Source organism: Geobacillus sp. WSUCF-018B (assembly GCF_002809985.1).
Lineage (GTDB): Bacteria > Bacillota > Bacilli > Bacillales > Anoxybacillaceae > Geobacillus > Geobacillus thermophilus.
Map to the genome: position 1 here is coordinate 1 of NZ_PIJF01000025.1, position 24,176 is coordinate 24,176.

The following is a 24,176-nucleotide window of genomic DNA, read 5'->3' on the forward strand; positions in this document are numbered from 1 at the left end:
GTGTTTCCGTGCTTGGTCACGAGATACACGGGAAACCCGGTGTATCGTGAAACACCCGGAAAGAAAAAGGCAAGAAACCCCCACTTCAACGCCTACAGGCGTAAGTGGGGGAGGTTCATCTCCTCGCTATGTTTGGTCGGAATTTGATGGCGGGCCTGGTCGATCAACACAACGCCAGCATGCGGCACATAGCGGCGAAATATGGTGATATAGAAATGAATGTAACGGTCGCGCGCTCCGTAAATGAGCAGCACCGGCAGGCGCAGGGAGGAGAGCTGCTCCGTGCAGCGGTAGACGAGCCCAGCCCGATACGCGGCCTCTAAATCCCGCTTGTTGGCCATCTGGGCGTACCGCCTCAACAGCCGCCGCTCGCGCTGGTTTGTTCCGTGCCCGAGGGCGAGCGCCAAGGAGAGCAGTGGGATGGCTCTGAGTTTGGCGGCGGAAATGCCAAGCCAAAACTCACCCCACAGCAGCGGGGTACACACTTCAGGAAATCCGCCAATCAAAATAAGTTGCTTCACATGCTGTGGATAGCGAAGGGCGAAATCAAGTGCGACCGACCCGCCGCTGGAGTAGCCGCAAATGATCGCGCGCCCGATGCCGAGGGAGCGAAGCAACACCGAGACGTCATCGGCGAGCAGCGGCACCGTAATCGGTCCATCCGACGGACTGCTTCGCCCGTTGCCGCGCATGTCGTATAAAATGAGGCGAAAATCGCGGGCGAGCGGCTTTTGGCGGCAAAAAACGACATGCCCCATCCCAGGGGGATGGATGAACAATAGCGGTGTTCCGTTCCCTTTTTCTTCATAATATAGAGACGGACGCGGCTGTTGATGGAAATGTATGGCATGCGAATCCCCCCTTCACGGCATCGCCCTCTATAGTATGGAAAGAAGAACAGCCTCCCATCCAAAAAACCTCCATCTTTTTTTCATTGAGAAGGACGGCTTTCCGATTTATAATTAGTCACGTGGATGAACGGCGGACAGGCGGCACGGAAAGGAGGGGGCCCGATGGAGCAGTCGTTCCGTGTGGAAAAGGCGCTCAATAACAACGTTTTAATCGCTTTCCACTCCCAGTATGGCGAAGTCGTCCTGCTCGGCAAGGGGATCGGCTTCGGCAAAAAAAAGGGGGATGAAATTGCGGAAAGTGCCGTGGAAAAATGTTTCGTCCTCAAAAACGAACGCGAACAAGAGCAATACAAAAAGCTGCTTCCGGAATTGAGCGAAGAATTCATCGCCCTCATGAGCGAGGTGGTTCAACATATTCAGCAACGCGTGGGCGCACCGCTCGACGAGCACATCCATGTGGCGCTGACGGACCATATCGCCTTTACATTAAAGCGGCTTGAGCAAGGATTGGACGTCAAAAACCCGTTTTTGGCTGAGACGAAAAACTTGTATCCGTTGGAATATGAAATTGCCCATGAAGTGGCCCGCACGATTGAACAAAAGCTCGGAGTCTCCCTGCCTGAAGGGGAGACAGGCTTTATTGCTCTTCATATTCATAGCGCGATTTCGAAACAAAGCGTGTCGGAAGCGAATCGATATTCCCAGCTCATTGCTGACCTTGTCAAGATCGTCGAGCAACAGCTTGGCGTTGACATCGACCGCGAGAGCGTTCATTATTTGCGTTTCGTCCGCCATTTGCGCTATGCGATTGAGCGGATGAAAAAAGGTGAAAAAGTCGAAGAACCAAAAAATTTGTCGAAAATCTTGAAGGAAGCGTATCCATTGTGCTATAATCTAGCATGGAAGTTGGTTAAGGTCATGCAGCAAACGCTTCATCTGCCGGCGGACGATGCCGAGGCGGTCTATTTGACGTTGCATTTGCAACGGCTGGCGGAGAAAAAGAACAATACAACTGCATAGGTTGTCTCGCTTTACGTGTTACTGACTCGATCAGGCATGAGTAAAGAGGGCAAATAAGGCGGCAACAGCTGCGAATGTATGCGCGCTGTTGTAAGCGTTCTTTTTGCCTCTCTTTAGTCATGCCTTTTTTATTGCGCCGATGCCCCTCGGAAGCGTCCGCTCCATTTTCGATACATGAATCGGCTGTTTGCTGCAAAACTTAAGAAAAGGAACCTAAAGGAGGTTATGAAGATGAAGCGAGCGTTTGGCACGCTGCAAAAAGTCGGGAAAGCGCTCATGTTGCCGGTGGCGATTTTGCCGGCGGCCGGGATTTTGCTGGCGTTTGGCAATGCGTTGAAAAACCCGGCGCTCACGGATAAAATTCCCGCATTAAAAGCCGATTGGGTCGTGCTCGTCTCCAACGTGATGGAGCAAGCAGGCGGCATCGTCTTCTCCAACTTGTCGCTCTTGTTTGCGGTCGGCGTAGCGATCGGCCTTGCCGGCGGGGACGGAGTCGCAGGCTTGGCGGCGATCATCGGCTACTTGATTATGAACGTGACGATGAGCGTCATCTTAGGTGTAACGGCCGATATGGTCGGCGCTGACCCGTCGTATGCCAACATTCTCGGCATCCCGACGTTGCAAACCGGCGTCTTTGGCGGGATTATCGTCGGGATTTTGGCCGCCTACATGTACAACAAATACTTCAATATTGAACTGCCTCAATATCTCGGCTTTTTTGCCGGCAAGCGGTTCGTGCCGATCGTGACGGCGGCGTCTGCGGTCGTGCTTGGCATTATCATGACATTCATCTGGCCGCCGATTCAGCACGGGCTCAATGCGTTTTCGCACAATATGATCGATGCGAACAAACCGTTGGCCGCCTTTATTTTCGGCGTCATCGAACGGGCGTTGATTCCGTTTGGCTTGCATCACATTTTCTATGCACCGTTTTGGTTTGAATTTGGCGAATACGTCAATAAAGCCGGGCAAGTGGTCCATGGCGACCAAAAAATCTTTTTCGAGCAGCTGAAAGACGGCGTGGAACTGACGGCCGGCACGTTCATGACCGGGAAGTTTCCGTTTATGATGTTCGGCCTTCCGGCAGCGGCGCTTGCCATCTACCATGAAGCGCGGCCAGAAAACAAAAAAGTTGTGGCCGGCATTATGGGATCGGCTGCGTTGACATCGTTTTTGACTGGGATTACCGAACCGATCGAATTTTCGTTCTTGTTTGTCGCTCCGGTGCTGTTTGCCATTCACTGCGTTTTTGCCGGCTTGTCGTTTATGATCATGCACTTGTTGAACGTCAAAATCGGGATGACGTTCTCCGGCGGGGTCATTGACTTCTTGCTGTTTGGCGTTCTGCCAAACCGGACGGCATGGTGGCTCGTCATTCCGGTCGGCTTGGTGTTTGCCGTGATTTATTATTTCGGGTTCCGCTTTGCGATCCGCAAATGGGATTTGGCGACGCCGGGCCGGGAAAAAACGGTCGAGGAAGCACCGAAAGCCGAGGCGGCCGCTGCTGGCGACCTGCCGTATGAAGTGCTCGCTGCTCTTGGCGGAAAGGAAAACATCGAACATTTGGACGCCTGCATTACACGTTTGCGCGTGTCGGTCCATGACATTGGCCAAGTCGATAAAGACCGCCTGAAGGCGCTTGGCGCTGCCGGGGTGCTGGAAGTCGGCAACAACGTGCAAGCGATTTTCGGTCCGAAATCGGATATGTTAAAAGGGCAAATTCAAGACATCATGCAAGGAAAAGCGCCGGCCCGTGCGGCGGAAGAAGAAAAGCCGAAAACAGTGGCTTCGGAAGCCGCGGAGTCCGAAACGATCGCTTCGCCGATGTCCGGAGAAATCGTTCCGCTCGCTGAAGTGCCGGACCAAGTGTTTTCGCAAAAAATGATGGGCGATGGGTTCGCAGTCATGCCGACGGACGGCACGGTCGTCTCTCCGGTTGATGGGAAGATCATCAACGTCTTTCCGACGAAGCACGCCATTGGCATTCAGTCGGCCGGCGGGCATGAAATTTTGATCCACGTCGGCATCGATACGGTGAAGCTGAACGGCCAAGGGTTTGAAGCGCTTGTGAAGGAAGGCGACGAAGTGAAAAAAGGACAGCCGATTTTGCGCGTCGACCTTGATTATGTCAAACAGAACGCCCCATCGATCGTCACACCGGTGATTTTCACGAATCTCCAAGCTGGCGAAACGGTTCACGTCAACAAGCAAGGCTCAGTTGCTCGAGGAGAAGACGCTGTTGTGACGATCCGCTAAGCTGCTTATTCGCCGCGGGGCGGGGACAAGCATTTTCCGTTGCCATCCCGCCCCTGCATTTGATATGATGGCAAAGAAAAAATTGAAGAAAAGGGGAATGATGAACATGGCAGAAAAAACGTTTAAAGTCGTTTCGGATTCCGGCATCCACGCTCGTCCGGCGACGATTTTGGTGCAAACGGCGAGCAAATTCAACAGCGAAATCCAGCTTGAGTACAACGGCAAAACAGTGAACTTAAAATCGATCATGGGCGTCATGTCGTTAGGCATTCCGAAAGGGGCAACGATCAAAATCACGGCAGAAGGGGCCGATGCGGCGGAAGCAATGGCGGCGTTAACGGATACGTTGGCGAAAGAAGGTCTTGCAGAATAATGGGAAACGCAATCCGCGAAAAAACGATCCATGGGATTGCTGCATCGAGCGGTATTGCCATCGCGAAGGCATACCGCTTAGAAACCCCTGATTTGGCAGCCGAAAAACGGGCTGTTGCCGATGTTGAAGCGGAAGTAGCGCGGCTTGAGGCGGCGGTGGCGAAAGCGAAAGAAGAGCTGGAAGCCATCAAACAGCATGCCTTGGAAAAGCTTGGCGAAGACAAAGCTGCCATTTTTGCCGCCCACTTGCTTGTGCTTGACGACCCAGAATTGTTGAACCCGATTAAAGAAAAAATCCAAACGGAGCGCGTCAATGCCGAGTACGCTCTCGATGAAACCGCCTTGTTTTTCATCTCGATGTTCGAGGCGATGGACAATGAATATATGAAAGAACGGGCCGCTGACATCCGCGATGTGACAAAGCGCGTCCTCGCCCATCTGCTTGGCGTCACAATCTCGAACCCGAGCCTCATTTCTGAGGAAGTCGTGATCATCGCGGAAGACTTGACGCCATCCGATACGGCGCAGCTGAACCGCCAATATGTGAAAGGATTTGCCACCGACATCGGCGGGCGGACGTCGCATTCAGCAATTATGGCCCGTTCGCTCGAAATCCCTGCCGTCGTCGGCACGAAGACGGTGACGGCGGAAGTAAAAAACGGCGACATCGTCATTGTCGATGGGCTCGACGGCCAAGTAATCATCAATCCATCGCCGGAGTTGCTCGCCCAATATGAACAAAAACGGGCCCGCTACGAGGCGCAAAAGGCAGAATGGGCGAAACTCGTTCACGAGGCGACCGTGACGGCTGACGGCATTCATGTCGAGCTGGCTGCCAACATCGGCACGCCAGACGATGTGAAAGGAGCGTTGGCGAACGGAGCGGAAGGAATCGGATTGTATCGCACAGAATTTCTATACATGGGACGCTCGGAACTGCCGACGGAAGACGAACAGTTTGTGGCTTACAAAACGGTGCTGGAACAAATGAATGGCAAGCCGGTCGTTGTGCGGACGCTTGACATTGGCGGCGACAAAGAGCTGCCGTATTTGCAGCTGCCGAAAGAAATGAATCCGTTCTTAGGGTTCCGGGCGATCCGCCTTTGCCTTGAGATGCAAGACATGTTTCGGACGCAACTGCGCGCCTTGTTGCGGGCGAGTGTGTACGGCAATTTGAAAATCATGTTCCCGATGATTGCGACGCTCGATGAATTCCGCCAAGCGAAAGCCATTTTGCTTGAAGAAAAAGAGGCGCTCCTCCGCCAAGGGGTTGCCGTTGCGGATGGAATTGAAGTCGGCATGATGGTGGAAATCCCGGCAGCTGCCGTCATGGCGGACCAGTTTGCGAAAGAAGTGGATTTCTTCAGCATTGGAACGAACGACCTGATCCAATATACGATGGCGGCCGATCGGATGAATGAGCGGGTTGCGTATTTGTACCAGCCGTACAACCCGGCGATTTTGCGGCTCATCAGCCACGTGATCGATGCCGCCCATCGCGAAGGAAAATGGGTCGGGATGTGCGGGGAAATGGCCGGCGACCCGATCGCGATTCCGATTTTGCTTGCCCTTGGCCTTGATGAGTTCAGCATGAGCGCCACCTCGATTTTGCCGGCGCGCGCTCAGTTGAAACAATTGGCGAAAGAAGAGGCGGCTCGCATCAAAGAGACGGTGTTGTCGCTCGGCACGGCTGAGGAAGTCGTGTCGTTTGTCAAACGAACATTTTCACTTGCCTGAATGAAAGCGTGGCGACGTTTACGTTCGCCGCGCTTTTTTCGTTTTGCGTTATGCCAACAGCGGCGTCGACGATTCATAGCCATACCGCTGCCGGACCGTAAGCGAAAGGCCGATAGCGATAACTTTCGCCTTTTGGTAAACAATGTGCAAATTCGTATACGGAAGCGCGCTTACATCGGCCGTGTCCTCCATCATGACTCCCATGACGCTGATGTCTCCGACCGGTGGCAGCGATTTGCCGAGCGCCGTGCCAGGGGAAAGGGCGCCAGGGCGGATGGCGATCGTATGGACAAACGGCTGCGGGCCGACGATGCTGTCGATTGCCACCACATACGCTCCGCGCTCGTGTTGCAGCCGCTCGGAAACACGATGAATGTTCGTTGCATCGACAGGCTTCCTAAGTGTACCGATGACGGTCAAATGATCCGGATAAGCGTTTTCCAGCAGCGTGCCGACGAACGGCCCTAAGCTGTCGCCGTTGATGCGGTTGCTGCCGATGCAAACGACGGTCAAACGGGAAATGTGCGCTGGCAGCAGGGAAAACAATTCATTGCGAATAAGCAAAGGAGCAAGCGGATCACTATACAAAATCGATTTCATCGGCCGCCATTCCTTTCCGTCGGTCGTTCTCCTTTTCTTAGTTCGCCGCCGATGCTGGTGATTCCTTTTTTTCGTTTCTGTCAATTGTGTCCTTGTTTTTGCTTGAACGGATTGCGCCATTCCATTAACACGGCATGGTTGAGCGATTCTTCGTCTTCTAAATAATTACGGACAATCGCAAGCGGCGTTCGCCCGCAACGGAGCAAAAATGTAATGACCGGATCGTTCAGCTCGCCGGCGACGACTTTGTCGATGTAGGCTTCCGGCGATAGTTCAGCCGCATGTCGATGGTAGCCAGGCATCCGCCCGCCGCCGAGCAGCCGGTCAAGGCCGAGATGGACGACGACTTCATACATCGACTGCATGAGCCACTTGCCGAGGCCGAGCTTCCGGTATGGCGGCGAGACGCAAATGTCGACGACATACAGCGTGTTGCCATCCGGGCGGTGGTTGCGGATGTAGCCGCCGTCGGTGATCTCTTCCCATGTATGATCGGCATGGGCTGGATCAAAATCAACGATCAAGCCGGTCATCGATCCGACGATGCGCCCGTCGACTTCGACGCAAAGCGCTCCTTCGGGAAACAAGGTGACATGGTTGTGAAGCTGTTGTTCGTTCCACCATAACTCCGATGGAAACGGGGGCGGAAAACTTTCTTGCTGCACGCGGATGAGATCAGCGAAGTCGTCTGTCGTATAGTTGCGGATGACCGCTTCGCGCGGGGTGTTGCCGTCAAAGACGTATAAACGTTTATCGTACATGCCGATCCTCCTTGCTTTTTTACCTTCATCATAACGGAAAACGCGAAAAAATGGAAAGAAAAACCCCCGACAACTAACAGCGGCCGGAGGTTTTTTGCTCGACATACTCGCTCACAAGCGCTTCAATTTGCTGTTCATCGGGCTTTTCGCCGCAAAATGCAAACTCAATTTCCTCAATCAATTCACCGTCGCGATAAACGTGCAGCGCCCCTTTTTGCAGCAAGACGCTGTATTCGATCTCAAATATATAGCCCTCATGTTCAATCGCGCCCATTGTGGTTCACCTGCCTACGTTTAATGTCCCACAGGCGCGGCTCTCTATGTATGAATAAGAAGCCCATCCTATAGACGCAGGACGATTGTCCTTTTATAATGGACGTGGTTCGACAAAAAGAGGAAACAGAGGGGAGAAATAGAGAGTGTTCCGGACATTGCGCAGTAAATTGATCGTCTTGATGGCTTTATTGTTAGTGATTTCATTGGCAGCGACACAACTCGTTGGGGTTGTGCAAATGCGGAAGATGGTGGATGCTGACGTGAAACAGCGGGCGCAGACGGCGCTTGACGGACTGCTTGGCGATATTCGCGACAGTTTTCAAAGTGAGGAGAATAGCTTAGTGCAATTCAGTGAATCGCCGTTGGCTTTGCAAATGGTTCAAGATGAAAAAATGTGGCTGCAGCTTGAGAAACAGTTCCGCACGTTTTTGCGCCTGCATGAGAATGTGCAATTCATCTATATTGGCACGGAGCAGAAGAAAATGTACATATCGCCGATGACAGAGCTCCCGGATGGATACGATCCGACGAGCCGCCCGTGGTATAAAGAAGCGATGAAGCGTCCGGATGAAGTGGTGTGGACCGAACCGTACGTCGATGCGATTACCGGCAAGCACGTTGTGACGTTGGCCAAAGCGGTGAGCGAAAACGGCCGCATTGCGGCGGTCATCGGCATCGATATGACGCTCGATGCGGTGACAAGAATCGTCAATGCGAGCGACGTCGGCTATCACGGCTATCCGGTGCTGTTTGACACGAAGGGAACGGCGGTTGTTCATCCGGAAGATAAAGGGAAAAATATGGCGAACAATGCGACAGTCCGCTACATGCTCGAGCATGAAAAAGGAATGCACGAATATGAGCAAGACGGCGAACGGCGGGTGATTTACTTCACTACGATTCCAGAGCTCGGCTGGAAAGTCGGCGCCGTCTATAAAGAAAAAGACTTATCGGCGATGAGCCGCTCGCTCGGAGCAACCATGCTTGTCATTACGGTGATTGCGTTCATCATCGCTTTGGTCGTCGTTTATTTCTTAGCGCGCTCGATCACCAAGCCGATTGTGGCGCTGCAAGAGCAAGTCGAAAAGGCGGCGGGCGGTGATTTGACCGTGCAAGTGCGCACCGCCAGCAAAGATGAAATCGGCCGCCTCGCCCGCCATTTTAACGAGATGATCGATCATATGCGCGCACTGATCGGCGAAGTGAACCGATCGGTCAACGAGCTGGCCGCCTCGGCTGATCATTTAAGCGCCGTCTCAGAGGAAACGATGGCGACAAGCGAACAAGTGGCGAAAGCGATTGGCGAAATCGCCAAAGGAACAACCGATCAAGCAGGCAGCCTCGATACGATCAATGAGCGGACAACAGCGCTGTCGCAGCAAATCGAAGCGGTCACAGGAGCGACCGCTTCGATGGAATCGTTGTCAAATGAAACGAAAACGGCGAGCTACGATGGCTTGGAGCATTTAAATGTTCTGCAGCAAAAATCCGAAGAGGCGAACAACGAGCTGTCCGCCGTTGAAAACGTCATTAGCGACCTTGTGAGAAAAATGGGGGAAATCGATGACGTCATTCAAACGATTACCGCCATTTCCGGGCAGACGAACTTGCTCGCGTTAAACGCCAGCATTGAGGCGGCGCGCGCCGGCGAGCACGGCAAAGGGTTCGCCGTTGTCGCGGACGAAGTGCGGAAGCTGGCGGAACAATCGGCGAAAGCGACGGAAATGATCCGCGCAACGATCGCTGCGATTCAGCAGCAGGCCGGACTGGCGATCGAGGCGGTCGGCCGCTCGAAAGACGCTTACAACGAGCAACGGAAAGCGGTGCACACGACCGGCGATTCGTTCGTGAAAATTACGGGCATGATGGAGCAGTTGACCGACGCGCTCGCGAACATCATGGAAGAGGCGAAGCGAATGAACAGCGGCAAGGATGATGTGATCGGCGCCATGCAAAACATCGCCGCCATCGCTCAACAGTCGGCGGCAGCGGCGGAAGAAGTGGCCGCTTCCGCTGATGACCAGCTGCAGGCGCTGGCAACGGTGACCGAATCGGCGGAAACGTTAAGTGAGATGAGCCGGCAGTTGAAACAACTGGTGGAGAAGTTCAAAATTTCATAAAAGGCAGAGGACGCCCTGATGGCAGCGGGGTGTTCTTTTTATCGCCTCCAGCCGAGTGTATTCGTACAGTGATAATAAGTGAAATTTTTTCAGTTTCTTCGTCGATTTTAGTGAGCGATAGTGCTAAAATAAATAGTGAAAACGTTTATACCGTTATTTTGTTGTCCGTTCGGGCATAATGGCAGCTAAGCAGACAGTTGTCTATTGCGAGGAAACAAGCTGTCAACTCGAGGGAAACGAAAACTAGTTGGAGGTTTTTTCACGATGGCAAAACAGACAAACTACGCTCAACCGTGGAGCCAGTTTTACGGGCCGAACCTCGGTTATGTCATCGACATGTATGAACAGTATCTCGATGACCCGGACAGTGTCGACCCGGAACTGAAACGATTATTCGAACAGTGGGGGACGCCGGTTGTCGAAGAGCCGGTTTCACCGGCAGACGGCGGTGTGGCACAAACACACCAAACATTTCGGCTGCCGGAAACGCCGAACGCCTTCAGCAAGCTTGTCGCCGCTGTCAAGCTGGCGGACAGCATTCGCCATTATGGCCATCTGGCCGCCGACACGAATCCGCTCGTCAAAGAAGAGAAAAAGCTGCGCCGTCTCGAGCTTGACGAGTACGATTTGACGGAAGAGGACTTAAAGCGCATTCCAGTTGCGTTCCTTTGCCCGCATGCTCCGGCCCATGTTCAAAACGGCTGGGATGCCATCTTGCACTTGCGTAAAGTTTATACCGATAAAATCGCGTTTGAATTCTCGCAAGTACATAATCTAGAAGAAAGGAACTGGCTCATCCAGCAAATTGAGTCCGGAGCGTACTATCCGAGCCTGGCGAACAAAGAGCGGGTCGCCTTGTTGCGCCGCTTGACGGAAGTCGAAGGGTTTGAAAAATTCATCCATCGGACGTACGTCGGGCAAAAGCGGTTTTCGATTGAGGGGCTTGACGCCATGGTGCCGCTTTTGGATGAGCTTGTCAGGCAGGCGATCGAACATGAAATCGATGCCGTCAACATCGGCATGGCGCACCGCGGCCGGCTGAATGTGCTGGCTCACGTGCTCGGCAAGCCGTACGAAATGATTTTTGCCGAGTTTCAGCATGCAGAGAGCAAAAACTTTATTCCATCTGAAGGAGCGGTGGCCATCACCTACGGCTGGACGGGCGACGTGAAATACCATTTGGGGGCGGCGCGCCGCCTTCGCAATAAAAGCGCGCATACGATGCGGATTACGCTCGCCAACAACCCGAGCCACCTTGAAGTGGTCAACCCGGTTGTGCTTGGCTACACGCGCGCCGCGCAAGAAGATCGGACAAAACCGGGCGTGCCGGAACAAAAGACAGATGCTTCTTTTGCCATTTTAATTCATGGCGACGCCGCTTTCCCGGGGCAAGGCATTGTCGCCGAGACGTTCAACTTAAGCCAGCTGCGCGGCTATACGACCGGCGGGACGATCCATATCATCGCCAATAACATGATCGGCTTTACGACGGAAAGCTACGATTCACGCTCGACGACGTATGCTTCCGATATGGCGAAAGGGTTTGAGGTGCCGATTGTGCACGTCAATGCCGACGACCCGGAGGCTTGTTTGGCGGCCGCATGCTTGGCGTTTGCCTACCGCCAGCGGTTTAAAAAAGACTTTGTCATTGACCTAATCGGTTACCGCCGTTTCGGTCATAATGAAATGGATGAACCGATGGCGACGAATCCGACGATGTACGCGATCATCAACCAACATCCGACTGTGCGCAAGCTGTATGAGCAAAAATTGATGGAAAAAGGGATCATCACCGAGCGGGAAGTCGACGAAATGGAGCAAGAGGTGGCGGAACGGCTGAAAATCGCCTACGAGCGGGTGCCGAAAAACGAAGACGAGCTTGATTTCATCATGGATCCGCCCAAACCGGTCGTCGATCGGCTACCGGAAGTGAAAACAAGCGTGGCGAAAGACGTGCTCCATCGTGTGAACGAAGAATTGTTGCAGTTTCCGGACGGATTCAACGTCTTTAACAAGCTTGAGCGCATTTTAAAACGGCGAAGCGGCGTGTTTGCGCAAAACGGCAAAGTCGATTGGGCGCACGCGGAAATTTTGGCGTTCGCCACGATTTTGCAAGACGGGGTGCCGATCCGTCTGACTGGTCAAGATTCGCAGCGCGGCACGTTCGCACAGCGCCATTTAGTGCTGCATGACGTCAAAACCGGCAAAGAGTATGTGCCGCTTCACCATATCAGCGGCGCCAAAGCGTCATTTGTCGTGTACAACAGCCCGCTGACGGAAGCAGCCGTGCTCGGCTATGAATACGGCTACAACGTGTACGCGCCGGAGACGCTCGTGCTGTGGGAAGCGCAATTTGGCGACTTCGCCAACATGGCGCAAGTGATGTTTGATCAATTCATTTCATCCGGCCGGGCGAAATGGGGGCAAAAATCTGGGCTTGTCATGCTCTTGCCGCACGGCTACGAAGGGCAGGGCCCGGAACATTCAAGCGGCCGCGTCGAGCGCTTTTTGCAGCTGGCGGCGGAAAACAACTGGACGGTCGCCAACTTATCGACGGCCGCGCAATATTTCCATATTTTGCGGCGGCAGGCGGCGCTGTTGACAAGGGAAGAAGTTCGCCCGCTCATCATTATGACGCCGAAAAGTTTGCTCCGCCATCCGCTGGCGGCATCGGATGCGGAAGCGTTCGTTGACGGTGCGTTCTCGCCGGTGCTGGAACAGCCGGGATTGGGCGCTGACGCCGGCAAAGTGGAACGCATCGTGTTTGGCACCGGCAAATTGATGATCGATTTAGCCGAACAGATCGGCAAAACCGAAGGGCTCGATTGGCTGCACGTCGTGCGCATTGAAGAGCTGTACCCATTCCCGGAAGAAGCAGTGAGAGACATCATCGCCCGCTATCCGAACGTCAAAGAGCTCGTCTGGGTGCAGGAAGAACCGAAAAACATGGGCGCGTGGACGTATATGGAGCCGCACCTGCGTGCCGTTGCCCCAGACGGTGTCGATGTCAGCTATATCGGGCGGCGCCGGCGGGCGAGCCCGGCGGAAGGTGATCCGGTCGTCCACCGAAAAGAGCAGGAGCGCATCATCCGCTGTGCATTGACGAAGCATGAATGATGACTACGGAACATTTGAGGAGGGCATCAACGTGGCTGAGATCAAAGTCCCAGAGTTAGCAGAATCCATCACGGAGGGAACGATCGCCCAATGGCTGAAAAAACCGGGCGACTACGTGGAAAAAGGAGAATCGATTTGCGAGCTGGAAACGGATAAAGTGAACGTGGAAATTATGGCGGAAGAGTCGGGCGTTTTGCAACAGCTGCTTGCCAATGAAGGCGATACGGTTGCGGTCGGTCAAGCGATCGCCATTATCGGAGAAGGAGCGGCGTCGGCACCGCCTGCACCAGAGAAGGCGCCGCAGCTGGCCGAGGAACCAAAACCGGCTGTGCCGGTCGACCGTGCTGAGCAGCCAGCGCCGCAGCCGGTTGCGGTTGCCCAAGCGCCAGGCCAACGACCGATTGCTTCGCCGGCTGCTCGGAAAATGGCGCGTGAAAAAGGGATCGACTTGACGCAAGTGCCGACCGTTGATCCGCTTGGACGCGTGCGCAAACAAGACGTCGCCTCGTTTGCCGCCCAGCCGGCCGCCGCTCCGCAGCCGGCGCCGCAAGCCGCGCCGACGTCGACGCCGGCCGCCGTTCCAACCGCTGAGGCCGGCAAGCCGGTCATCCGCGAAAAAATGTCGCGCCGTCGGCAAACGATCGCCAAACGGCTGCTGGAAGTGACGCAAACGACCGCGATGTTGACGACATTTAACGAAATTGACATGTCGGCGGTCATCGATTTGCGCAAGCGGAAAAAAGATAAATTTTTCGAAGAGCATGACGTCCGCCTTGGCTTTATGTCGTTTTTCGTCAAAGCGGCTGTCGCGGCGCTGAAAAAATATCCGTACGTCAACGCGGAGATCCAAGGCGATGAGATTTTGCTGAAAAAATATTACGATATCGGCGTTGCCGTATCGACGGATGAAGGGCTTGTCGTTCCGGTTGTGCGCGACTGCGACCGGAAAAACTTCGCCGAAATTGAGCGCGACATTGCCGAATTGGCGGCGAAAGCACGCAGCAATAAGCTGTCGCTTGCCGATTTGCAAGGCGGCACGTTTACGATCACAAACGGCGGTGTGTTCGGTTCGCTTCTGTCGACTCCGCTTCTCAACGGCCCGCAAGTCGGCATTTTAGGGATGCATTCGATCAAACTGCGCCCGGTCGCCATCGACGAAGAGCGGATCGAAAACCGGCCGATGATGTACGTTGCTTTGTCGTACGACCATCGCATTATCGATGGCAAAGAGGCCGTCGGGTTCTTGAAAACGGTGAAAGACTTGATCGAAAATCCGGAAGACTTATTGTTGGAAAGCTAACCAAGGCAGGAACGGGGGTGTCCCAAAAGGATCGGGACACCCTCTTTCGTTTCTATATATACACCGACCGCTTCTTCCGCACTATATTTTGTGTCTATACTGAAGACAGACAGCCTTTTGGGTCAGCCCCTTTTTTGGAAAAGAACAAAAAGAAAAGTGCAGTCACCTGTTTTTGAAGGAAAGCGCAATTCGGAACCGAAAAGGCATGATTGCGCGATGCGGTGGTACACTACAAGCAAAAAGGAGGGAACCATTGATGCCGGAACGCGGACGAAACGACCATCCACATTCCTTTCACCGTGACGGCGCCCGCGAAAGCATCATCAACGATGCAACTGCCGACGGCGCCAAGGCAATCGGTGTACGGATTGACGCCGATCCGATGCGGGCGGCCAACCCCGACCCGTTTCACGTCGACTCCCTTGCTGTCGAGGAAGGAATGAAGCGGTTTCGCTCTCTCATGGAAGGAAAAAAGTGATTCGCCCAGCGGATCGCTTTTTTCGTGAACGAAAAAAGAAGGAAAACGGCGAACAAACGCGAATATTGTTTACTTGATATGACTATTTTTCGGGGGGGATGGCAATGGAGTACGGATTAGCCGGAAAAACGGCGCTGGTCGCCGCCTCAAGCCAAGGGCTCGGCAAAGCGGTCGCCCGGGCGCTTGTGCTCGAAGGAGCAAACGTGATGATCACGAGCCGGAACGAAGAAAAGCTGCAGGAAGCAGCCGAGGAGTTGAATGGGCTGCATAAGGGACGCGTCGCCTACACGCGTGCAGATGTGACGAAGGCGGAAGACATCCGCCAGCTGGTCGCCAAAACGGTCGAAACGTTTGGGACGATCGATTTGCTCGTCAACAACGCCGGCGGCCCTCCGGCGGGAACGTTTGAAACGGTGAGCGACGAAGACTGGCAATATGCGTTTGAGCTCAATTTATTGAGCTACATTCGGCTGATTCGTGAAGCGCTGCCATATTTAAAGAAAAACGGCGGCAAAATTGTCAACATCGCTTCGTCATCGATCAAAGAACCGATTCCGGGCTTGATTTTGTCGAACACGTTTCGCACCGGGATTGTCGGGCTGACGAAAACGTTGGCGACGGAATTCGCGCGGGACAACATTTTGATCAACACCGTCGCTCCCGGGCGGATTGCGACAGAACGCGTCGCCTTTTTAGATAAGGTGAACGCCGAAAAGCTTGGCATTACAAAAGAGGAAATGGAAGCGCGCATGAAAAGCGCCATTCCGCTCGGCCGCTACGGGACGCCGGAAGAATTTGCGAACGTCGTCGTCTTTCTATTGTCCGAAGCGAACTCGTACGTCACCGGACAAGCGTTGATCGTCGACGGCGGCATGGTCAAAGCGATTTAACGATTTTCGAAAGAAGCCTCCGCTGCTAAGCGAAGCGCAGGTGGTGGGCAGATCGCTGGGCGCTTGCGGCCAAACGGACAAGAAGGGAGAGGACAGCGTTGAAAACGATCGGGTTTATCGGCCTTGGCGTCATGGGAAAAAGCATGGCGCGCCATTTGCTGAAGGCGGGCTATCCGCTTCTCGTCTATACACGCACAAAAGAAAAGGCGGAAGACTTGCTTCAGGAAGGGGCGGTTTGGAAGGAAACGGTCGCTGATTTGGCGCGGGAGGCGGATGTCGTCATCACGATGGTCGGCTATCCTCACGATGTCGAGCAAGTGTATTTCGGCGAAGGCGGCATTTTGGAGAATGCGCGGCCGGGAACGTATGTCATCGATATGACGACGTCAACGCCGACGCTTGCAAAGTCCATTTATGAAGCAGCCAAGCAAAAAGGGATTCACGCGTTGGACGCCCCGGTGTCCGGCGGTGACATCGGTGCGCGCGAAGGAACGTTGACGATTATGGTCGGCGGTGATGAGGACGTCTTTTTGGCGTGCAAGCCGATTCTCGAGCGGCTTGGCACGAACATCGTGCGGCAAGGAGGAGCTGGAGCCGGCCAGCATACGAAAATGTGCAACCAAATTGCCATCGCCACCAATATGATCGGCGTTTGCGAGGCCATGGCGTATGCGAAGCGGGCTGGTCTTGATCCATTCAAAGTGTTGGAAAGCATCGCCAAAGGGGCGGCGGGCAGCTGGTCGCTGAGCAACTTGGCGCCGCGCATGTTGTCAGGCGATTTTGCTCCGGGGTTTTACATCAAGCATTTCATTAAAGATATGAAAATTGCGCTTGAAGAAGCAGAGCGCATGAACTTGCCGCTGCCAGGGCTGGCGCTCGCCAAACAAATGTATGAGGAGCTGGCGCAAGCCGGTGAGGAAAACAGCGGCACGCAAGCATTGTACAAACGCTATATCAGACAGTGACATGGGGGGCGGATTCGTCCTCTCTTTTTTTGAATGTGAGATATATTTATCAAAAAATATTGAATATTTCTTCTGGTCGAGGTATAGTAGAAATAAAGGGAACATACTAACCGGTTAGTATACAAGGAGGGGATGACATGGACTTTTCCTATTCGCCGAAAGTCCAAGAGTTGATCAAAAAATTAAGCGCTTTCATGGAAGAGTACATTTATCCGAACGAAAGGGTGTATGAGGAGCAGCTGAACGCCCAAGAGTCAAGATGGTCAGGGGTGCCGCCCATCATCGAAGAGCTGAAGGAAAAAGCGAAAAAAGAAGGGCTCTGGAACTTGTTTTTGCCGGACAGCGAATACGGAGCCGGCTTAACGAACGTCGAATACGCGCCGCTTTGCGAAATTATGGGCCGTTCGCTCATCGCTCCGGAAGTGTTCAACTGCAATGCGCCGGATACCGGCAACATGGAAGTACTCGTCCGCTATGGAACAGAAGAACAAAAGCGGAAATGGCTCATCCCGCTCTTGAACGGAGAAATTCGCTCCTGCTTTTCGATGACCGAACCGGACGTCGCGTCAAGCGATGCGACGAACATTCGCGCTTCCATCGTCCGCGACGGGGACGAATACGTCATCAACGGGCGGAAATGGTGGTCGTCCGGCGCCGGCGACCCGCGCTGCAAAGTCGCCATTGTGATGGGGAAAACGAATCCGGATGCCCCGAAGCATGAGCAGCAGTCGATGATCATCGTTCCGCTTGATACGCCGGGGGTGAAAATCGAACGGATGCTGCCGGTGTTCGGCTTTGACCATGCGCCGCACGGGCATGCGGAGATTACGTATGACAACGTGCGGGTGCCGAAAGAGAACATCATTTGGGGAGAAGGGAAAGGATTTGCCATCGCCCAAGGGCGGCTCGGTCCGGGGCGGATCCATCATTGCATGCGCTTGATTGGAGCGGCGGAGCGGGCGCTTGAGCTTATGTGCCGGCGCGTGCAGTCGCGGGTGGCGTTCGGCAAGCGGCTTGCGGACCATGGCGTCATTCGCGATTGGATCGCTCAGTCGCGCATTGAGATCGAGCAAGCGCGCCTGTTGACAATGAAGGCAGCGTACATGATGGATACGGTCGGCAACAAAGCGGCGCGCAAAGAAATTGCCATGATTAAAGTTGTCGCTCCGAATGTCGCCTTAAAAGTGATCGACCGCGCCATTCAGGCGTTCGGAGCCGCCGGGGTGAGCAACGATTTTCCGCTTGCTGCCATGTGGGCGAACTCGCGCACGCTCCGGTTGGCCGACGGGCCGGATGAGGTGCATAAAGAGCAAGTAGCCAAGCTTGAGTTGCGTCCATATGAACAATAAAGGGAGGGGAAGTGGCGTTTATGCATGTGTTGGACTTGTTTAAAATCGAAGGAAAAACCGCCATCGTCACCGGCGGCGGGCGCGGGCTCGGCGAGCAAATCGCCGTCGGCCTCGCCGAAGCGGGGGCGAACGTTGTCGTCTGCTCGCGCAAAGTGGAGGCGTGCGAGCAAGTGAAAGAAAAGTTGGAACAGCTGGGCGTCCGTTCATTGGCGCTAAAGTGTGATGTGACGAACCCGGATGATGTCCAACATGTCGTCGAAACGACGGTGAAGGAGTTTGGCGGCATCGATATTTTGGTGAACAACAGCGGAGCGACGTGGGGAGCGCCGGTCGAAGAGATGCCGCTTGAAGCATGGCAAAAGGTGATGAACGTCAATGTAACCGGCACGTTTCTCATGAGCCAGGCGGCCGGCAAGGTGATGATTGAGAAGCAAACGGGCGGCGCCATCATCAACATCGCTTCCGTCGCCGGCCTTGGCGGCACGCACCCGGACATTTTAAATACGATCGGCTACAACACGAGCAAAGGGGCGGTCATTACGTTTACGAGGGACCTAGCAGCAAAATGGGGGAAGCACGGCATTCGCGTCAATGCGGTGGCGCCGGGCTTTTTCCCGACGAAAATGTCAAGAGTTGTCCTCGAGCAAGTGGGGCAAAAAGTGCTCGAGCATACGCCGCTTGGCCGCTTTGGCGGCGAGGATGACTTAAAAGGCGCCGTTCTGTTTCTCGCCTCGCCGGCGTCTGCGTTTGTCACCGGTGCGCTGTTAGTCGTTGACGGCGGCAGCCATGCGACCGGCATTTAACGAGAAAAGGGGGAGACGAAATGAGCGAAAAACGGGCTTTGCCTTTTTATCCGGAGCATGTGTCGTTTTACATCGATATTCCAGACAAAACGGTATGCGATGTGCTCCAGGAACGGGCGGGGGAATTCGGCTCCCAGCCGGCGTTGACATTTTACGATAAGACGATCACCTATGCCGAGCTCGCGGCCGCGGTCAACCGCTTTGCCTCAAGCCTGCAGGCGCGCGGCGTACAAAAAGGGGACCGCGTCGCGATTATGCTGCCGAACTGCCCGCAATATGTCATCGCCTATTACGGCATTTTGCAGGCGGGCGCTATCGTCACCCAAGTGAACCCGATGCTTGTTGAGCGCGAACTTGCCTATTTGCTCAAAGATTCCGGCGCCAAGATGATTGTCATTTATGAACCGCTTTATCCGCGCCTCGCTGCCGTCAGAGGGGAAACAGCCGTCGAGCAGGCGGTCACCGTCAGCCTTGGCGCGCCGCCGTCCGTTGCGCTCGCGGAAGGAGATGTCACGTTTGACAAATTTCTTGCCGCAGGAAGCGGAGTGGTGCGCCCGGTGCCGATCGAGCCGATGCACGACGTCGCTGTATTGCAATATACGGGAGGAACGACGGGGCGCTCCAAAGGGGCGATGCTCACCCACCGCAACATTTTCGTCAACGTCCTGCAATGCGCCGAGTTTTTCAAAGGAACGTTTGAGCTCGGCAAAGAGCGGTATTTAACCGTCATCCCGTTGTTCCATGTGTTCGCGATGACGTCGGGAATGAACTTGGCCATTTACCAGGGGGCGGAAAACATTTTGCTGCCGCGCTTTGAGCTGAAAGAAGTGCTCGAGACGATCCGCGACAAACAGCCGACCGTGTTTCCGGGAGTGCCGACGATGTACGTCGCGATTACCAATACGCCGGGCGTCGAACAGTACGGCATCAGCAGCATCAAAACGTGCAACAGCGGCAGCGCGCCGATGCCGCTTGAATTGATGCGCGATTTTGAATCGAAAACTGGGGCGGTCGTCCTTGAAGGGTACGGCTTGTCCGAAGCGTCGCCGGTGACGCATTGCAATCCGCCATTTGCGGCGCGCAAGCCAGGTACGGTCGGCATTGGCATGCCGTTGACGGAGTACAAAGTCGTCGACGTGGCGACCGGCACGCAGGAATTGCCGCCAGGAGAAGTCGGCGAGCTGATTATCCGTGGACCGCAAGTGATGAAAGGGTATTGGAACATGCCGGAAGAAACGGCCGTGGCGCTGCGCGATGGCTGGCTGTACACTGGCGATTTGGCTTCGATTGACGAGGAAGGGTATGTGACGATTGTCGACCGGAAAAAAGATTTGATCATCGCCGGCGGTTATAACATTTATCCGCGTGAAATTGAAGAGGTGTTGTACGAACATCCAGCGGTGAGAGAGGCGGCGGCAGTTGGTGTGCCTGATCCGTATCGCGGCGAAACGGTGAAGGCGATTATCGTTTTAAAAGATGGAATGCAGGCAAGCGAAGAAGAAATTCTTGCCCATTGCCGAAAAAACTTAGCGGCGTACAAAGTGCCGCGCATTGTCGAGTTCCGTGCCGAACTGCCGAAGACGAACGTCGGGAAAATTTTGCGCCGCGCCTTGCGTGAAGAGGCGTCCCGCCCGCAATAACAGAGGGCTTTCGGCCAAGTCCGAAGCAGGCTTGGCCGTTTTATGGTACAATAGCTGGCAGCGACTACATTTTAGGCAAGAGGTGTAAAAACATGAAGGAGAAAATTATGGCTGCCAGCATTGAGCTGTTTGAACAAAATGGGTTCAGCGAAACATCGATCCAAGACATCGTTGACGCCCTCGGGGTGACAAAAGGGACGTTTTATTACTATTTTACAAGCAAAGAAGAACTGTTGATGGATATTCACCTTCGCTACATTGAATGGCTGCTGGACGAAGAGGAGCGGATTATAAGCGATACACAGCGCTCGGTGCGGGAACGACTGTATGACATCGTCTTCATGCTCATCCATAATGTCGAACGGCAGGGACGGGAAGCGCGTATTTTTTTTCGTGAAATGAAGCATTTGAATGAAGAGCATTTACAGAAAGTAAAAGAAAAGCGCGATTTGTTCCGCTATCGGCTGCAGTCGTTGATTGAGGAAGGAATGAAAAGCGGTGAACTGCGCTGCGATTTGTCACCATCGATCGCCACGCTTACCGTTCTTGGGGCGGCCAATTGGAGCTACCAATGGTTTCGTCCGGACGGCGAGCTGACCGATGCCGAGGTGGCGAAGCAGATGGTGGAGATCCTGCTTGATGGCATGAACGCGCCGTCTGTCTCGAAAGCCGAGTGAAAAGAGAGACAAACAAGTTTGATCCGAGGTGTGTCGATGGATGCTGTTCGTGCGGCGGCAATGGCGCGCTTGAATTGTTGACCAAGGGGGAGAGGGAGATGACAGCGATTATTCCAGTGCGCAAGGGGGAAGAACTGCCGGCAGGGAAGCTGGCCAAGTTTTTGCGAACGGTGCTGCCGGACATGCCGGATGGGGAGCTCGAGATCCAGCAATTTTCCGCCGGCCGGTCGAATTTGACGTATTTGCTCCGCTGTGGGGAGTGGGAGGCGGTGCTGCGCCGGCCGCCGTTCGGCCCGGTGCCGCCGAAAGCGCACGATATGAAGCGGGAGAGCACGTGGCTTTCTGAAATCCATCCGCTGTTCCCGTTGGCGCCGAAACCATTCTATTTTTGTGAAGACGAATCGGTGATCGGCAGTCCGTTTTTCGTCATGGAGCGGCGGCATGGCGTCGTGATTGACAGTGATTTTCCCGATGGCGTCATCCCGACAGAAGACGTTTGCCGTGGCATCTCTGAGACGATGGTCGAGACGCTTGTCCGTATCCATCAAATTGATTATACGAACACACGCCTCGTTCAGATGGTAAAGCCGGATGGGTTTATGGAACGGCAAGTGCACGGATGGATCCAACGTTACGAACGGGCGAAAACGGATGATATCCCGGAGGCCGAAGCGCTTATGAAATGGCTGGCGTCCCATATTCCGCCGCAGCGAGAGGCGACGGTCATCCATTACGACTTTAAGCTGAACAACGCTTTGTTTGCCAAAGACGATGTGACGAAAATGGTCGGCTTGTTCGATTGGGAAATGTCGACCGTTGGCGATCCGCTGGCCGATTTGGCGGTGGCGATGAGCTATTGGATTGAGGAGGATGATCCGCCGCTTGTCAAACACGGGTTTGGCCGCGCGCCGGTCACCGTTCGGCCTGGTTTTTACACGCGCGAACAGTTTATTGAGGCATATGCCAAAAAAAGCGGCCGTGATGTGTCCGATATACACGTTTATTTAACGTTTGCCTACTTTAAATTAGCGGTCATTTGCCAGCAAATTTATTACCGCTATCGCCGCGGCCAGACGAACGACGAGCGGTTTCGCCATTTCAACCAGTTTGTCGAGGCGCTCATTCAGCATGCATGGCAGCTGGCGGGGCGGGGAGGCGCATGATGACGAAAGTGCATGTCGTGCTGCGCAAAGAAGACATTGATGAAACTGCGCTCGCCGATGCCAAGGTCGCCGTTGTGTTCGATATTTTGCTCGCCACATCATCGATCACTGCGGCGTTGGCGGCGGGCGCCCGCTCCGTCATTCCGGTGTACAACGCTGCCGAAGCGGAGCAAGTCGGACGCCGATTGCCTGGCGGGAGCTATGAGCTTGTCGGGGAAAGCGAAGGAAGGACGATCGCCGGCTTTCATCCGCCCGCGCCGCTGTTTTTGCAGACGGTATGCCCGGAGAAAACGGTCGTTTTGTCGACGACAAACGGCACCGTGGCGCTCCGCAAGGCAATGCCGGCCCGCGCGGTCTATGCGGCGAGCTTGCTGAACAGCCCGGCGGTCAGCGAACATATTGGCCGTTCGCACAAAGAAGAGACCGTTATCGCCATTTGCGCCGGTTCATCCGGGCGTTTTTGCTTGGAGGACTTTTATGGCGCCGGATATTTTGTCCATTGTCTAGTCGAGCAGGGGATCGCCGCGGCGGAGCTGTCCGACAGCGCGATGGCTGCTTGGCTGTTTTACCGGCAATACGCAAGCGAGGAGAAGGCAAAAGAAGTGTTGTCCGCCTCGCGGGTCGGACGTTGGATGGTGGCTTATGGCCTCGAAAAGGAGATCGACTACATCAACCGGCACGGAGCGCTTTCCGTCATTCCGAAACTCGAGCCAGGGCCGTTGGCGGCGGAAGTGCGCGATATCGTGCAAATGAAGATGACGAAAGAGGGGAATGAACAGTGAAAATCGTGCAATTTGCTGAGTACGGCGGTCCGGAAGTGCTGCAAGTAAAAGAGGCTGAGCGCCCGTTGCCATCGGGACGGCAAGTGGTGATTGAAGCTGAGGCGATCGGTGTGAACTACGCCGATACAGCGAGGCGGGAAGGGCGCTACGTTGTGCCGACGCCGCTTCCGTTCGTGCCCGGCACCGAGGTGGCCGGCATCGTCCGCGAAGTCGGTCCGGATGTGGAAGCCATCCGCCCGGGCCAGCGGGTTGTCGCGTTGATTGAATCAGGCGGTTATGCCGAGTTTGTGGCGGTTGACGAACGCGCGGTCGTGCCGCTGCCGGACGGGTTGGACGTCCGCCGGGCGGCGGCTCTGCCCGTGCAAGGGTTAAGCGCCTATCATATTTTGACGACAATGGGGCGGCTGGAGGAAGGGGAAACCGTGCTTGTGCACGCTGCCGCTGGCGGCGTTGGCACGCTCGCTGTGCAGCTGGCGAAACGGTTCGGGGCGAAAACGGTGATCGCCACCGCCAGCACGGAGGAAAAGCGAGCGTTAGCCGCGCGGCTCGGCGCCGACGTCACGATCGATTATACAAAGGACGGCTGGGCGGCGGAAGTGATGGAGGCAACAGATGGACGCGGCGTCGATGTCGCCTTGGAAATGGCGGGCGGCGATGTGTTCCATCAAACGCTCGACTGCCTTGCCCCGTTCGGCCGCTTGGTTGTATACGGGGCGGCGAGCGGGGAGATGACGCGCCTCAATCCGGTCCGTTTGATGGCAAAAAACTGGTCGGTCGTTGGCTTTTTCTTGCCGCAAGTCATGCGAAAACGGGCGCTATATGAACGAAGCTTGCGCGATCTGCTCGCTTGGGTGCGGGATGGAAGCCTTGAGTTGACCATCGGGGGCGTCTATCCGCTCGAGCGCGCGGCCGAGGTGCACCGCCTGCTGCAAGGGCGAAAAACGAGCGGCAAACTGCTGTTGGTGCCGTGAGCAACAAAGGGGCTGACCCGAAAACACACTCTTGTTTTCGGTCAGCCC

Annotated in this window: 19 protein-coding genes and 2 pseudogenes; 17 read left to right on the forward strand and 4 right to left on the reverse strand. The window is 54.8% G+C overall.

Annotation, left to right across the window (positions count from 1 at the left end; all coding sequences use genetic code 11):
- Nucleotides 1-92 precede the first annotated feature (92 nt).
- Nucleotides 93-850: pseudogene (locus tag CV944_RS09010) on the reverse strand (alpha/beta fold hydrolase).
- Between the two features lie 163 nt (nt 851-1,013).
- Here CV944_RS09010 and glcT point away from each other — a divergent pair.
- The 4 genes from glcT to ptsP all read left to right on the forward strand — a co-directional run bounded on the left by glcT (nt 1,014) and on the right by ptsP (nt 6,236).
- Nucleotides 1,014-1,871, forward strand: coding sequence for a glucose PTS transporter transcription antiterminator GlcT (glcT, locus tag CV944_RS09015; RefSeq protein ID WP_095859080.1), 858 nt, complete (start codon nt 1,014-1,016; stop codon nt 1,869-1,871).
- Between the two features lie 231 nt (nt 1,872-2,102).
- Nucleotides 2,103-4,127, forward strand: coding sequence for a glucose-specific PTS transporter subunit IIBC (gene ptsG / locus CV944_RS09020; RefSeq protein ID WP_100660075.1), 2,025 nt, complete (start codon nt 2,103-2,105; stop codon nt 4,125-4,127).
- A gap of 106 nt (nt 4,128-4,233) precedes the next feature.
- Complete coding sequence (locus CV944_RS09025) at nt 4,234-4,500, forward strand: phosphocarrier protein HPr (RefSeq protein WP_011230496.1); 267 nt, start codon at nt 4,234-4,236, stop codon at nt 4,498-4,500.
- Nucleotides 4,500-6,236 (forward strand): phosphoenolpyruvate--protein phosphotransferase, encoded by a 1,737-nt coding sequence (gene ptsP / locus CV944_RS09030; RefSeq protein ID WP_094239807.1) that lies wholly within the window; start codon nt 4,500-4,502, stop codon nt 6,234-6,236. Before CV944_RS09025 ends, ptsP begins: the two co-directional genes overlap by 1 nt.
- A gap of 48 nt (nt 6,237-6,284) precedes the next feature.
- Here the strand turns inward: ptsP and yyaC are convergent, their stop codons facing one another.
- The 3 genes from yyaC to CV944_RS09045 form a co-directional block, all read right to left on the reverse strand.
- On the reverse strand, nt 6,285-6,836 hold the full coding sequence (yyaC, locus tag CV944_RS09035) for a spore protease YyaC (RefSeq protein ID WP_100660076.1): 552 nt from the start codon (nt 6,834-6,836) through the stop codon (nt 6,285-6,287).
- 80 nt (nt 6,837-6,916) lie between these two features.
- A complete protein-coding gene (locus CV944_RS09040; protein ID WP_081132887.1) occupies nt 6,917-7,597 on the reverse strand; it encodes a GNAT family N-acetyltransferase in 681 nt (226 codons plus the stop codon).
- Nucleotides 7,598-7,670: 73 nt separating this feature from the next.
- Nucleotides 7,671-7,871, reverse strand: coding sequence for a YbxH family protein (locus CV944_RS09045; protein WP_014195319.1), 201 nt, complete (start codon nt 7,869-7,871; stop codon nt 7,671-7,673).
- A gap of 145 nt (nt 7,872-8,016) precedes the next feature.
- Between CV944_RS09045 and CV944_RS09050 the strand changes: the two genes are divergently transcribed.
- The 13 genes and pseudogenes from CV944_RS09050 to CV944_RS09110 all read left to right on the forward strand — a co-directional run bounded on the left by CV944_RS09050 (nt 8,017) and on the right by CV944_RS09110 (nt 24,128).
- Nucleotides 8,017-9,993, forward strand: a complete 1,977-nt coding sequence (locus tag CV944_RS09050) for a methyl-accepting chemotaxis protein (RefSeq protein WP_100660077.1) — start codon at nt 8,017-8,019, stop codon at nt 9,991-9,993.
- Nucleotides 9,994-10,257: 264 nt separating this feature from the next.
- Complete coding sequence (locus CV944_RS09055) at nt 10,258-13,110, forward strand: 2-oxoglutarate dehydrogenase E1 component (RefSeq protein WP_100660078.1); 2,853 nt, start codon at nt 10,258-10,260, stop codon at nt 13,108-13,110.
- 31 nt (nt 13,111-13,141) lie between these two features.
- Entirely contained in the window at nt 13,142-14,410 is a 1,269-nt protein-coding gene (gene odhB / locus CV944_RS09060; protein WP_015374316.1) for a 2-oxoglutarate dehydrogenase complex dihydrolipoyllysine-residue succinyltransferase, read from the forward strand.
- 256 nt (nt 14,411-14,666) lie between these two features.
- Entirely contained in the window at nt 14,667-14,888 is a 222-nt protein-coding gene (locus CV944_RS09065) for a hypothetical protein (protein ID WP_015374317.1), read from the forward strand.
- Between the two features lie 104 nt (nt 14,889-14,992).
- Complete coding sequence (locus CV944_RS09070) at nt 14,993-15,778, forward strand: SDR family oxidoreductase (RefSeq protein WP_015374318.1); 786 nt, start codon at nt 14,993-14,995, stop codon at nt 15,776-15,778.
- Nucleotides 15,779-15,837: 59 nt separating this feature from the next.
- Nucleotides 15,838-16,743, forward strand: a pseudogene (locus CV944_RS09075) (NAD(P)-dependent oxidoreductase); the annotation flags it as partial.
- Nucleotides 16,744-16,880: 137 nt separating this feature from the next.
- Nucleotides 16,881-18,092 carry an acyl-CoA dehydrogenase gene (locus CV944_RS09080; RefSeq protein ID WP_015374320.1) on the forward strand — a complete coding sequence of 404 codons (1,212 nt, stop codon included), beginning with the start codon at nt 16,881-16,883 and terminating at the stop codon, nt 18,090-18,092.
- A gap of 20 nt (nt 18,093-18,112) precedes the next feature.
- The gene (locus tag CV944_RS09085; RefSeq protein ID WP_094239832.1) at nt 18,113-18,895 is read left to right on the forward strand and encodes an SDR family oxidoreductase; all 783 of its coding nucleotides are present in this window, start codon (nt 18,113-18,115) and stop codon (nt 18,893-18,895) included.
- A gap of 20 nt (nt 18,896-18,915) precedes the next feature.
- On the forward strand, nt 18,916-20,535 hold the full coding sequence (locus tag CV944_RS09090; protein WP_100659900.1) for a long-chain-fatty-acid--CoA ligase: 1,620 nt from the start codon (nt 18,916-18,918) through the stop codon (nt 20,533-20,535).
- 92 nt (nt 20,536-20,627) lie between these two features.
- Nucleotides 20,628-21,212 (forward strand): TetR/AcrR family transcriptional regulator, encoded by a 585-nt coding sequence (locus CV944_RS09095; RefSeq protein ID WP_044743271.1) that lies wholly within the window; start codon nt 20,628-20,630, stop codon nt 21,210-21,212.
- 98 nt (nt 21,213-21,310) lie between these two features.
- On the forward strand, nt 21,311-22,375 hold the full coding sequence (locus CV944_RS09100; protein ID WP_100659901.1) for a phosphotransferase family protein: 1,065 nt from the start codon (nt 21,311-21,313) through the stop codon (nt 22,373-22,375).
- Nucleotides 22,375-23,157 (forward strand): 2-phosphosulfolactate phosphatase, encoded by a 783-nt coding sequence (locus tag CV944_RS09105; protein WP_047818063.1) that lies wholly within the window; start codon nt 22,375-22,377, stop codon nt 23,155-23,157. Before CV944_RS09100 ends, CV944_RS09105 begins: the two co-directional genes overlap by 1 nt.
- A complete protein-coding gene (locus tag CV944_RS09110; protein WP_047818064.1) occupies nt 23,154-24,128 on the forward strand; it encodes a quinone oxidoreductase family protein in 975 nt (324 codons plus the stop codon). The genes CV944_RS09105 and CV944_RS09110 overlap by 4 nt, the downstream gene beginning before the upstream one ends.
- Nucleotides 24,129-24,176: the final 48 nt, after the last annotated feature.